Source organism: Kitasatospora sp. SolWspMP-SS2h (genome assembly GCF_003259315.1).
GTDB lineage: Bacteria > Actinomycetota > Actinomycetes > Streptomycetales > Streptomycetaceae > Kitasatospora > Kitasatospora fiedleri.
This window is the reverse complement of sequence record NZ_QLLT01000003.1, coordinates 104,051-116,895: the sequence shown is the minus strand read 5'-3', so window position 1 is coordinate 116,895 and position 12,845 is coordinate 104,051. Positions and strand designations below refer to the sequence as shown.

The 12,845-nt window shown below is 74.8% G+C and carries 7 protein-coding genes; 5 read left to right on the top strand and 2 right to left on the bottom strand.

The annotated features are described in order from the left end of the window. The first annotated feature begins 246 nt into the window (after positions 1-246). The 5 genes from K353_RS04640 to K353_RS04620 all read left to right on the top strand — a co-directional run bounded on the left by K353_RS04640 (position 247) and on the right by K353_RS04620 (position 10,238). A complete protein-coding gene (locus K353_RS04640) occupies positions 247-2,298 on the top strand; it encodes an ASPIC/UnbV domain-containing protein (RefSeq protein WP_233533372.1) in 2,052 nt (683 codons plus the stop codon). Next, complete coding sequence (locus K353_RS04635) at positions 2,295-3,317, top strand: enediyne biosynthesis protein (RefSeq protein ID WP_111552275.1); 1,023 nt, start codon at positions 2,295-2,297, stop codon at positions 3,315-3,317. The genes K353_RS04640 and K353_RS04635 overlap by 4 nt, the downstream gene beginning before the upstream one ends. Positions 3,318-3,388: 71 nt before the next feature. After that, positions 3,389-9,190, top strand: a complete 5,802-nt coding sequence (locus K353_RS36770; protein WP_111552493.1) for a type I polyketide synthase — start codon at positions 3,389-3,391, stop codon at positions 9,188-9,190. After that, the gene (locus K353_RS04625; protein WP_111552274.1) at positions 9,187-9,663 is read left to right on the top strand and encodes a thioesterase family protein; all 477 of its coding nucleotides are present in this window, start codon (positions 9,187-9,189) and stop codon (positions 9,661-9,663) included. The genes K353_RS36770 and K353_RS04625 overlap by 4 nt, the downstream gene beginning before the upstream one ends. 5 nt (positions 9,664-9,668) lie before the next feature. After that, on the top strand, positions 9,669-10,238 hold the full coding sequence (locus K353_RS04620; RefSeq protein WP_111552273.1) for a flavin reductase family protein: 570 nt from the start codon (positions 9,669-9,671) through the stop codon (positions 10,236-10,238). Positions 10,239-10,409: 171 nt separating this feature from the next. Here K353_RS04620 and K353_RS04615 read toward each other — a convergent pair whose 3' ends face one another. After that, positions 10,410-11,717, bottom strand: coding sequence for a cytochrome P450 (locus K353_RS04615; RefSeq protein WP_255410661.1), 1,308 nt, complete (start codon positions 11,715-11,717; stop codon positions 10,410-10,412). Positions 11,718-11,848: 131 nt separating this feature from the next. After that, on the bottom strand, positions 11,849-12,832 hold the full coding sequence (locus K353_RS04610; RefSeq protein ID WP_111552272.1) for a DUF1702 family protein: 984 nt from the start codon (positions 12,830-12,832) through the stop codon (positions 11,849-11,851). Positions 12,833-12,845 lie beyond the last annotated feature (13 nt).

Genomic DNA, 12,845 nt, shown 5'->3' with positions numbered 1-12,845 from the left:
ATGCTCATTCCGGTGCTCCGGGAAATCCCCGCCCCCGTCGCGCAGGACGGCCGGGCCGAACCCCGGCAACGTCAGAGAAGCACGCTTTGACGGCCCGGGACATCCTCAAGTGTCAGGTTCGGCGCCGGGATAGCGGCGGATAGGTGAAGAATTCTTTTCAGCCGCCCCGGACAGCCGATTCTCCGTCACCCGCGGGAGGGAATTGAAATGTCGCCACGACGACGATTCCGCAGACTCGTACCCGGGTTGGTCACCGTCCTGGTGGCCGCCTCGATGTTCTTCGTCATCCGGTCCTCGGTGGCGGTCGCCGGTGGTGATGACGCGGCAGCGGCCTACAGGTTCAAGGAACTCCCGATCGCGATGCCGCCGGGCTACGAGTCGCGGCCGATGAACACCATCCGCAAGGTCAATCCGGCGTACGAGAAGATCCGGGCCTGGATCTCCTCGGTCGGCGCCAGCATCGCCGTCAACGACGTCACCGGCCACGGCCTGGCCGACGGCATGTGCATCGTCGACACCCGCACCGACTCCGTCGTGGTCACCTGGACCCCGACCGCGCCCGAGGCCGACCGGTTCACCCCGTTCGTGCTCGACGGCAAGCCGCTGCCGATGGACGACACCATGGCGCCCACCGGCTGCACCCCCGGCGACTTCAACGGCGACGGCCGCAACGACTTCCTGGTCACCTACTGGGGCCGCACGCCCGTCCTGTTCATGGCCCGGGCCGACGCCGCCGCACCCGCCGCCGAGTCGTACGCGCCGCGCGAACTGGTCGCCTCGGAGAGCCTGGACGGCCGCTACCACGGCCCGCGCTGGAACACCGACGCCGCGTACGTCGGCGACCTGGACGGCAGCGGCCACCCGTCGATCATCATCGGCAACTACTTCCCCGACTCCGACGTGCTCGACCCGCAGGGCATCCGCAACGTCCAGATGAACGACTCGCTGTCCAGCGCGAAGAACGCCGGCGGCGACCACGTGCTGCGCTTCCACTCCTCGACCGCCGGCGCCGAACCGGACGCCCGGTTCGTCGAGGAGAAGGACGCCATCGCCTTCGACGCCTCCACCGGCTGGACGCTCGCCATCGCCGGCGCCGACCTGACCGGCGACGCCCTGCCCGAGGTCTACATCGCCAACGACTTCGGCCACGCCCACCTGCTGCACAACGTCTCCACCCCGGGCCGCATCCGGTTCGAGGAGGCGACCGGCGAGCGCACCCCGACCACCCCGAAGTCCTTCGTGCTCGGCAAGGGCTCCTTCAAGGGCATGGGCGTCGACTTCGGCGACGTCGACGGCAACGGCAGCTTCGACATGATGGTCAGCAACATCACCGTCGCCTGGGGCCTGGAGGAGAGCAACTTCCTCTGGATCAACCAGGCCAAGGACCCGGCCGAGATGAAGCGCAAGCTCACCGACCGGATCGCCCCGTTCACCCAGGAGGCCGCCGACCACGGCGTCGCCTGGACCGGTTGGGGCTGGGACGCCAAGATGGGCGACTTCCGCAACAGCGGGCAGCAGGACATCCTCCAGGCCGACGGCTTCGTCAAGGGGAACATCGACCGCTGGCCCTGGCTGCAGGAGATGGCCATGACCAACGACGACCTGCTCTCCAACCCGAAGATCTGGCCGAACGTCGGCCCCGGCGACGACCTGGCCGGCGACGAGTCGATGGCCTTCTACGCCCGCACCGACAGCGGCAAGTTCGCCAACATCAGCAAGCAGCTCGGCCTCGACGTGCCGATCCCGACCCGCGGCATCGCCACCGCCGACACCACCGGCACCGGCGCCCTGGACTTCGCCATCGCCCGCCAGTGGGGCCCGCCGGCCTTCTACGCCAACCAGTCCGCGAACCTCGGCCACGACCTGACCCTGCGCCTGTACCGCCCGGCCACCGACACCGCGACCGCCGGGACCGCCGGGACCGCCGGGACCACCGCGACCACCGCGACCGCTGACACCGCGACCGGCACCGCCGCGACCGCGACCGACGCCGGTGCGGCCGACGCCGCCGCCGGCCGGGGCCTGGCCGCCACCGGCACCCCCGCCTACGGCGCCACCGTCCGCGTCACCACCCCCGACGGCCGGAAGCAGATCGGCCAGCTGGACGGCGGCGGCGGCCACGGCGGCTTCCGCAGCTTCGACGTCCGCTTCGGCCTCGGCACCCAGAGCGGCCCGGTCACCGTCGACCTCGCCTGGCGCGACAACGCCGGCGGCCTGCACACCGAGACCCGACAGCTCACCGCCGGGAGCCACACCCTCATGCTGACCGACGACATCCAGGAGGTGGCGGCCCGATGACCGCGACCGACATCTCCGGCGCGGCCACCCGCGCCGTGCGCCCCCGCGCAGCCAAGGGCAGGAAGCAGCCCAACCGCGACCCGCGCTACCTCGCCCTGCGCAACTTCGCCCTCTCGATGAGCGTCTTCAACATCTTCGGCTACACCCTGCTGGGCTTCGAACAGCCCTGGCTCTGGCCGCTGATCTGCGCCCCGTTCGGCTACGTGGTCGAGATCGTGCTGGAGCTGATCAGCGCCTGGGCGCAGGAGCGCACCCCGCGCTTCCGCGGCAACGGCCCGCGCGGCCTGTACGAGTTCCTGCTGCCCTCGCACATCACCGCGCTCGCCGCGAACATGCTGCTCTACGCCAACGACCGGCTGCTGCCGATCCTGCTCGCCGTGTTCATCGGCGTCGCCGCCAAGCACGTCCTCCAGGCCCCCGTGTACGGCCGGATGCGGCACTTCATGAACCCGTCGAACTTCGGCATCACCATGGCGCTGGTGCTGTTCGGCTCCTGGATCAGCATCGCCCCGCCGTACGAGTTCACCGAGAACGCCAACACCTTCTTCCGGATCGGCATCCCGCTGATCATCACCACCGCCGGCACCGTCATCAACGCCATGCTCACCAAGCGCGTCCCGCTGATCGTCGGCTGGCTCGGCGGCTTCGTCATCCAGGCCCTGCTGCGGCACTGGATCTGGGACGTGGCGATCTTCTCCGCGCTCGGCCCGATGAGCGGCGTCGCCTTCGTCCTCTACACCAACTACATGATCACCGACCCGGGCACCACCCCGTCCAAGGGCCGCAACCAGTTCATGTTCGGCTCCTCGGTGGCCATGGTCTACGGCGTGCTGATGCTCTTCAACGTCGTCTACACGCTGTTCTTCGCCACCACCCTGGTCTGCGGCCTGCGCGGTGCCGGCTGGTGGGTGGCGCACTTCCGGAACAGGCGCAAGCAGGGGGGCGGGCCGGTCGAGGTCCCCTCCGGACAGTCGGGCGCGCCCGAGCGGCCCATGGGCAACGAGGCGGTGGCGGCGTGAGCGACAGCGCAGGACGACCGGCCCGGGACGGCGGGCAGCCGACCGGCCGGGGGCGGATCGCGGTGGTCGGCATGGCCTGCCGCTACCCCGACGCGGACAGCCCCGAACAGCTCTGGCAGAACGTGCTCGCCGGCCGCCGGGCCTTCCGCCGGCTGCCCGACGTGCGGATGCGCGCCGAGGACTACTACTCGCCCGACCCCGCCGCCCCCGACCGCTTCTACAGCGCCAAGGCCGCCGTCATCGAGGGCTTCGAGTTCGACCGGGTCCGCCACCGCGTCGCGGGCAGCACCTTCCGCGCCACCGACATGACCCACTGGCTCGCCCTGGACACCGCCGCCCGCGCCCTGGAGGACGCCGGCTTCCCGTTCGGCGAGGGCCTGGCCGACGCCAACACCGGCGTCGTCATCGGCAACACCCTCACCGGCGAGTTCAGCCGCGCCAACCTGATGCGCCTGCGCTGGCCCTACGTGCGCCGCACCGTCGGCGCCGCGCTGCGCGAACAGGGCTGGGACGACACCGAGTTGGGCGCCTTCCTGGACGGCCTGGAGGGCCGCTACAAGAGCGCCTTCCCGCCGATCGGCGAGGACACCCTGGCCGGCGGCCTGGCCAACACCATCGCCGGCCGGATCTGCAACCACTTCGACTTCAAGGGCGGCGGCTTCACCGTCGACGGCGCCTGCTCCTCCTCGCTGCTGTCCGTCTCCACCGCCTGCGACGCCCTGCTCGACGGCCGGATGGACGTCGCCGTGGCCGGCGGCGTCGACCTCAGCATCGACCCGTTCGAGGTGATCGGCTTCGCCAAGACCGGCGCGCTCGCCACCGCCGAGATGCGGGTCTACGACAAGGGCTCCAACGGCTTCTGGCCCGGCGAGGGCTGCGGCATGGTCGTCCTGATGCGCGACGAGGACGCCCGCGCCCAGGGCCGGTTCCGCTACGCCACCATCCCCGGCTGGGGCTACTCCTCCGACGGCCGGGGCGGCATTACCCGGCCCGAGGCCAGCGGCCACCGGCTCGCCCTGGCCCGCGCCTACCGGGCGGCCGGCTTCGGCATCGAGACGGTCGGCTACTTCGAGGGCCACGGCACCGGCACCGCCGTCGGCGACGCCACCGAGCTGCGCGCCTTCTCCGAGGCCCGCCGGGCCGCCGGCGCCGCCGCGCCCGCCGCGCTCAGCACCGTCAAGGGCAACTTCGGGCACACCAAGGCCGCCGCCGGCGTCGCCGGACTGCTCAAGGCGATCCTGGCCGTCCGCCACCAGGTCATCCCGCCCGCCACCAGCCACGTCGACCCGCACCCCGAACTCACCGGCCCCGCCCCGGCGCTGCGCGTCCCCGACCGGGCCGAACTCTGGCCCGCGGACGCGCCGATCCGGGCCGGGATCTCCTCGATGGGCTTCGGCGGCATCAACGCGCACGTCGTCGTCGAACACGCCGACGGCGTCCGGCGCACCGCCGTGCCCGCCGTCGCCCACCGGCTGGTCGCCTCCCGGCAGGACGCCGAACTGCTCCTGCTGGACGGCGCCGACCCGGCCGAACTGCACGCCAAGGCGACCCGGCTGGCCGCGTTCGCCGCCCAGCTGTCGTACGCCGAACTCGGCGACCTGGCCGCCGCCCTGCAGCGCGACCTGGCCGACCGGCCGCTGCGCGCCGCCGTGCTGGCCGACTCGCCCGAACAGGCCGCCCAGCGGTTCACCGCGCTGGCCCAGCTGCTCGACTCCGGGGCCCGCTCGCTGCTCAGCCCCGCCCAGGGCGTCTTCCTCGGCAGCGCCGGCCGCGCCCCCCGGATCGGCTTCCTCTTCCCCGGCCAGGGCGCCGGCCGGCGCGGCGACGGCGGAGCGCTGCGCCGCCGCTTCACCGCCGTCCGCGACCTGTACGCGCACCTCGACCTGCCCGCCGACGGCGACCAGGTCGCCACCGACGTCGCCCAGCCCCGGATCGTCGCCGCCTCGGTGGCCGGCCTGCGGGTGCTGGACCTGCTGGGCGTCGAGGCCGCCCTCGCCACCGGCCACAGCCTCGGCGAACTCACCGCCCTGCACTGGGCGGGCGCCATGGACGAGGACACCGTGCTGCGCGCCGCCGCCGCCCGCGGCCGGATCATGGCCGCCGCCGGTGACGGCGGCGGCACCATGGCCGCCCTGTCCACCACCCCCGCCCTCGCCGAGGCGCTGACCGTCGGCGAACCGGTCGTCGTCGCGGGCCTCAACAGCCCCACCCAGACCGTGGTCTCCGGACCCGTCGACGCCGTGGACCGGGTCTGCGCGCTGGCCGCCCGGCAGGGCATCGGCGTCGGCCGGGTCAACGTCTCGCACGCCTTCCACTCCCCGGCCGTCGCCCCGGCCGCCGCCGGACTCGCCGAACACCTCGCCGGGGAGCGCTTCGGCCCGGTCGGCCCCGGCCTGGTCTCCACTGTCACCGGCGCGCCGCTGCCCGCCGACACCGACGTGGTGGACCTGCTCACCCGCCAGGTCGTCCAGCCGGTGCGCTTCACCGACGCGCTGCGCGCCATGGACGGGCAGGTCGACCTGCTGATCGAGGTCGGCCCCGGCCGGATCCTGCGCACGCTGGCCGCCGAGGTGCTGCCCGCCGTGCCCGCGGTCGCCACCGAGGCCGACGCGCTCTCGCTGACCGGGCTGCTCGCCACCGTCGCCACCGCCTGGACGATGGGCGCGCCGGTCCGCCACGAGCGGCTGTTCGCCGACCGGTTCACCCGGCCGCTGCCGCTCGACAAGGAGTTCCGGTTCTTCGCCAGCCCCTGCGAGACGGGCGGCGAGGACTTCGTCCTGGAGCACGCCGCAGCGGCCCCCGCCACCGCCGCCGCGTCCCGGCCGGCCGCCGCCGCGGCGCCCGCCGCCGGGGAGGCCACCAGCCTGGAGGTGCTGATCCGGCTCGCCGCCGAGCGCGCCGAACTGCCCGCCGAGACGGTCGACCCGGCCGCCAACCCGCTCGACGAACTGCACCTCAGCTCCATCACCGTCGGCCAGATCATGAACCAGGCCGCCCAGGAACTGGGCATCTCCGCCCCCATGGTCACCACCGCGTTCGCCACTTCCACGCTCAGCCAACTCGCCGACCTGCTGGACGAGTTGGCCCAGCAGTCGCCGCAGGAGAACCGCCCCGGCGCCGCCGCCGGCGTCGCCCCCTGGGTGCGGCCCTTCCGGATCGACCTCACCGAGACCCCGCCGCCCGCCCCCGCCGCCGGACCCGGCGGCCCCTGGGAGGTCTTCGCCACCGACCGGCACCCGCTGGCCGGACCGCTCGCCGAGCGGCTCACCGCCACCGCCCCCGGCGGCGGCGTCCTGCTCGCCCTGCCCCGCGACTGCGACCAGCGCCACCTCGGCCTGATGCTCGCCGCCGCCCGCGCCGCCCTCGACCCGGCCCGCCGCGCGGCCGGCACCCGGTTCGTCGCCGTCGGCGACCGCCGCGGCGCCGCCGGCCTCGCCAAGACGCTCCACCTGGAGGCCCCCGACATCCCGGTCACCGTCGTCACCCTGCCCCTGGACGAGGACCTGTCCGCCCCGGCCGCCGAGCGGGCCGCCGCCCGGATCGCCGCCGACACCGCCGCCACCACCGGCTTCGGCGAGGTCCACTACGACGCCGCCGGCACCCGCCGGGTCCCCGTGCTGCGCCCCGTCCCGCTCGACCCCGACCCCGGACGGCAGGCCCTCGGCCCGCGGGACGTCCTGCTGGTCACCGGCGGCGGCAAGGGCATCACCGCGGAGTGCGCCCTCGCCCTGGCCGGCGGCAACGGCGCCGCGATCGGCCTGATCGGCCGCTCCGACCCCGCCCGGGACACCGAACTCGCCGACAACCTGGCCCGGATGGCGGCCGCCGGCATGCGGGTGCACTACGCCCGCGCCGACGTCACCTCCGCCGACCAGGTCAAGGCCGCCGTCACCGAGATCACCCGCGAACTCGGCCCCGTCACCGGCCTGCTGCACGGCGCCGGACGCAACGAGCCGCAGTCGCTGGCCACCCTCGACGAGGACTCCTTCCGGCGCACCCTCGCCACCAAGATCGACGGCGTGGAGGCCGTCCTGGCCGCCGTCGACACCGCCGCGCTGCGTCTGTTCGTCACCTTCGGCAGCATCATCGGCCGGGCCGGCCTGCGCGGCGAGGCCGACTACGCCACCGCCAACGACTGGCTCACCGACCTCACCGTCCGCTTCCAGCAGGACCACCCGCACTGCCGCTGCCTGGCCCTGGAGTGGTCGGTCTGGTCCGGCTCCGGCATGGGCGAGCGGCTCGGCGTCCTGGAGGCGCTGGTCCGCGAGGGCATCGAACCGATCCCCACCGAGGACGGCGTCGCCCTGCTCGGCCGCCTGCTCGCCACCCCCGGCACCGACCCCGCCCTGGTGGTGATGGGCCGCGCCGGCGGCCTGCCCACCCTCACCCTCGAACAGCGCGAACTGCCGCTGCTGCGCTTCCTGGAGCGCCCGCAGGTCCACTACCCCGGCATCGAACTGGTGGCGGACGCCGAACTCACCGGCGGCGGCGACCGCTACCTGCCCGACCACCTGCTCGACGGCGACCTGCTCTTCCCCGCCGTCCTCGGCATGGAGGCCATGACCCAGGCCGCCACCGCGCTGACCGGCCGCCGGGACACCCCGGTGCTGGAGGACATGGAGTTCCTGCGCCCCATCGTCGTCCCCGTCACCGGCGCCACCACCCTGCGCACCGCCGTCCTCGCCACCGGCCCCGACACCGTCCGGGCGGTGCTGCGCAGCGGCGAGACCGGCTTCCAGGCCGACCACTTCCGGGCCACCCTGCGCTTCGGCGCCGCCCGGCCCGAGGACGAGCCCGCCCCCGTCACCGACGAGGTGCCCCGGGTGCCGCTGACGCCCGCCCAGCTGTACGGGCCGGTGCTGTTCCAGGGCGACCGCTTCCAGCGGCTGCTCGCCTACCGCGACCTCGCCGCCACGCACTGCCTGGCCGAGATCGACGACACCCCGCGCACCGACTGGTTCGCCGGCTACCACCCCGGCGAACTGCTGCTCGCCGACCCCGGCACCCGCGACGCGCTGATGCACTCCATCCAGGCGTGCGTCCCCGACGCCACCCTGCTGCCGGTCAGCGTCGAACGCCTGCACCTGGCCGAGGCCGCCGCCGCCCGCACCGGACGGCTGCTCTTCCTCGACGCCCGCGAGCGCTCCCGCGACGGCGACAGCTACCTGTACGACCTGGACGTCCGCGACGCGGCGGGCTCCCCGGTCGAGCAGTGGGAGGGACTGCTGCTGCGGGCCGTCCGCAAGCAGGACGGCTCCGGCCCGTGGCTGCCCGCGCTGCTCGGCCCCTTCCTGGAACGGCGGGTCGAGGCGGCGCTCGGCCACCGCGTGCGCTGCGTGGTCCTGCCTGGCGGCGAGGACGCCGACGGCTCCGTCGCCGACCGGCGCCGGCGCACCGCCGAGGCCGCCAGCTGGGCCCTCGGCCGGGCCACCGAGGTGCACCACCGCCCCGACGGCCGGCCCGAACTCGCCGACGGGCGGCGGATCTCCTCCTCGCACGCCGCGGGCGTCACCTTCACCGTCGTCGCCGACGCCGGCCGGCCGCTGGCCTGCGACGTCGAACAGGTCGCCGAACGGACCGCCGAACAGTGGGCGGGCCTGCTCGGCCCCGACGCCGAACGGCTGGCCCGCCTGCTGGCCGCCGAGCGCGGCGAGCCGCTGAGCACCGCCGCGACCCGCGTCTGGGGCGCGGTGGAGACCCTGCGCAAGGTCGGCCACGCGGTGGCCGCGCTCAGCCTCGCGGACGGCTCCGGCCTGCCGCCCGGCTGGGTCGCCCTGAGCGGCGGCGCGCACCGGATCGTGAGCTTCGTGACGGCCCTGGACGGCACCGCCGACCCGGTGGCCTTCACCGTCCTGACGGGAGGCGCCCGGTGACCGGGCCGGACCACTACGAGTACCGCCACCTGGTGGGCTTCGAGGAGACCAACCTGGTCGGCAACGTCTACTACGTCAACTACCTGCGCTGGCAGGGACGCTGCCGGGAGATGTTCCTGCTGGAGAAGGCCCCCGAGGTGCTCGCCGACATCCGCGCCGACCTCAAGCTGTTCACCCTCAAGGTGGACTGCGAGTTCTTCGCCGAGATCACCGCCTTCGACGAGCTGTCCATCCGGATGCGCCTCGCCGACCTCACCCAGACCCAGGTCGCCTTCACCTTCGACTACGTCAAGCTCGGCCCCGACGGCACCGAGTACCTGGTCGCCCGCGGGCAGCAGCGGGTCGCCTGCATGCGCGGCCCCAACACCGACACCCGCCCGACCCGGGTGCCCGAGCCGCTGCGGCTCGCCCTGGAGCCCTACGCCGTCCCCGCGACGGCACCCTCCCTGACCGGCACCACCACCGTGGGGTGATCGCGATGTCCTCCTACCCGCCCGCCTCCGCACCGCTGCCCGGCTCGCTCGACCTGCCCCCGCTGCCCGCGGAGGCGCCCGAGGCCGACGTCCACGACCCCCGGGCGCTGCGCGGGGTGCTGGGACGCTTCGCCACCGGGGTGACCGTGCTGACCGCCGGGCGCGAGACGCCGTGCGGCATGACGGCCAACTCCTTCACCTCCGTCTCGCTGGAACCGGCGCAGGTACTGGTGTGCGTGGTGAAGTCGGCCGCGGTCCACGCGGCCGTGCTGGCCGAAGGGGCGTTCGCGGTCTCGGTGCTCGCCCGCGACCAGGAGTGGCTGGCCCGGCACTTCGCCGACCGCCGACGCCCGCGCGGCGCACGGGAGTTCGACGGGATCGGCCACACCCGCGGCCGCCACACCGGGGCGCCCGTGCTGGACCACGCCCAGGCGTGGCTGGAGTGCCGCCTCGCCGACGCCCACGAGGGGGGTGACCACACCATCTTCGTCGGCACCGTCCTGGGCGCGGGCCGCTCCACCGGCGGCGACCCGCTGCTCTACCACGGCGGCGCCTTCGCCCGCCTCGCCCACTGACGCCGCACCACCTCCCCACCGCCGCCCGGCCGGACCCTCCCGGCCGGGCGTCCGGCGTGCCCGCCCCCTCCTGCCCGTCCGGCGGGCGGCGCGGCACCGCGAAGGGCCCGGACCGGGAAGCGGTCCGGGCCCTTCGCGGTACGGGCGTGCGGGCGTACGGGGTGCGGGGGGTCAGCCGCGCGGGCGGACGGTCATCGGGAGGCCGCCCTTGACGCGCAGGGTCAGCATCGGCTCGGCCCGCACCCGGTGGCCGGGCGGGACGGCCAGGTGCAGGCGGCGCAGCAGGACGGCCAGCACCACGGTGGCCTCCAGCATGCCCAGGCTGCTGCCCACGCAGACCCGCGGCCCGGCGCCGAACGGCACGTAGGCGTAGCGGTGCCGGCCCGCCGAGCGGCCCCGGGCGAAGCGCTCGGGGTCGAAGCGCTCCGGCTCGTCCCAGAACTCCGGGTGCCGGTGCAGGGTGTAGGGGCAGAGCACGACGTCGGCGCCGGCCGGCACCCGGAAGCCGCCGACCTCGTCCTCGGCGAGCGCCTTGCGGGGCAGCAGCCAGACCGCCGGGTACAGCCGCATCACCTCCTGGAGGACCATCGAGGTGTAGGTCAGCCGGTGCAGGTCGTCCAGGGTCGGCAGCCGGTCGCCGAGCACCTCGTCCAGCTCGGCGCGGACCCGGTCGCCGACCTCCGGGTGCCGGTCGAGCAGGTACAGGCTCCAGCTGAGGGTGCTGGCGGTGGTGTCGTGCCCGGCCAGCAGCAGGGTGACCAGCTCGTCGCGCATCCGGGCCCGCCGGGCCGCCGGGTCGCCCTCGCCGGCGGTGGCGTCGATCAGCCGGGACAGCACGTCGTCCCGGGTGCCGTCGGAGGCGGGCCGGCGGCGGCGCTCGTCGGCGAGCGCGGCGACGATCCGGTCCAGCTCGGCGCGGGCCCGGCGGAACCTGAGCTGGAGCGGCAGCGGCACCCAGGAGGGCACCGAACTCAGGCTCATCATCTCGAAGATGGCCTGGTCCTGGACCACCTCGAACGCCTCGCCGATCGACGCGTGCACCCCCAGGTCGGCGTCCAGCAGGGCGCGGCCGAGCACCCCGAGGGTGAGCGAGGTCATCTCCTGCCGGACGTCCACCGGGCCCGGGCCCGCCGTCCGGCGCAGGCGCTCGGCGAGCAGCGCCGCCTCCTCGGCGATCACGTCGACCTGCCGGTTGATCCGGCGGGCCTGGAACACCGGCTGGATCACCTTGCGCTGGGCCCGCCAGCGCTCGCCCTCGCTGGTCAGCAGCCCGTCGCCGAGGGCGCGCCGGGCGTGCATCAGACCGATGCCCTTGTGGTAGTTGGCGCTGTTGTCGGTGAGCACCCGGCGGACGTGGTCCGGGTGGTTGAAGAAGTACAGCGTCTTCGGGCCGAGCGGCAGGCGCACCGCGTCGCCGTAGGCCGCCGCCGCCCCGGTCATCACCGCCAGCCGGTCGGCCGCCATCCGGGCCAGCAGCAGCGGCGTGGCGACCCGCGACGGCCCCGGCGGACGCCGGGACCCGCCCCGCCGCGGCCGGACGACGGCGGGACCGGCGAGCGGGGCGCCGTCGGGTGCGGCCCCGGCTGCGGCCGGGACGGGCTCGGGGGCGCTCACCGGTGGGCTCCGGCGGCGAGGTCGGCGATCCGGTCGGCGATCTCCTGCCGCCACAGCTCGTACGCGGGGACCGGACCGTCGACCGCCGGCCGCGGCCGGGCCCGGGTGCACACCCCGGCGGCCTGCTGCGGGGTGAGCCCGCAGAGCACCGCGGTGGCGGCTTCGGCGTGCTCGGTGAGCAGGCCGGACTCGACCCGGGCGGTGGCGGCGAAGGCCGCGCCCTGGGCGAGTTGGGGCCGGTGCGGGCCGGCCCGGTCGAGCAGCAGGCGCAGTTCGGCGTCGGTGGCCCCGGCCGCGTAGCAGGCGGCCAGCCCGACCCCGGCCCACAGGTCGGCGTGCCGGTCGGCCTGGTAGCCGTCGACCAGGTCGGCGACCACGGCCGGGTCGGTGCCGCCGATGAACCACAGGGCCCGGCCGACGCCCTGGTCGATGGCGTGCCCCGCGTAGCGCCGGGTCCCGTCGCCGGGCCACGGGAAGTCGCTCTCCCGGTGGTGCCGGTGCACGTACCGCGCGGTGCGGAAGTACGCCTGGTGGAAGCCGTACCCGTCCAGGGCGAGCCAGCGCAGCAGCGGGTCGGACGGCGCGATCGAGGCCCAGCGGAAGCGGGGCAGCCGGGCCATCGCCCAGCCGACCCCGACGTGCACCATGTAGTCGTGCGGCGCGCCGTGGCCGGCCAGGAACCGGGCGACCCGGTCGTTGCCGGGCAGCGGCAGGCCGTCCAGCACGGCCAGGCCCATCGCCGCGCCCTCGTAGGCGAAGCCCCGGTAGCGCACCGGTATCCGCTCCAGCCGCTCGTGCGCCTCGTCCTGGTCGCGCGCCTCGACGGCGATCGCGTAGCCGTCGAGGAAGGTCCCGCCGACGGTCTCCAGGTTGGTCCGCGCCGCGTCGTCCTTGAGGTGGAAACCCCTGGTGGACAACTTCGTCTCGTTGTGACTCGGTGTCAACAGGCGTCGTCGGACCGCCCGCCAGCCGCCGCTCATCACTGCCTCCCGC

Excerpts from the sequence above, each read along its gene's own strand:
- K353_RS04635 (WP_111552275.1), top strand. The coding sequence starts at position 2,295 with ATGACCGCGACCGACATCTCCGGCGCGGCCACCCGCGCCGTGCGCCCC.
- K353_RS36770 (WP_111552493.1), top strand. The coding sequence starts at position 3,389 with ATGGCCTGCCGCTACCCCGACGCGGACAGCCCCGAACAGCTCTGGCAG.
- K353_RS04620 (WP_111552273.1), top strand. The coding sequence starts at position 9,669 with ATGTCCTCCTACCCGCCCGCCTCCGCACCGCTGCCCGGCTCGCTCGAC.
- K353_RS04610 (WP_111552272.1), bottom strand. The coding sequence starts at position 12,832 with ATGAGCGGCGGCTGGCGGGCGGTCCGACGACGCCTGTTGACACCGAGT.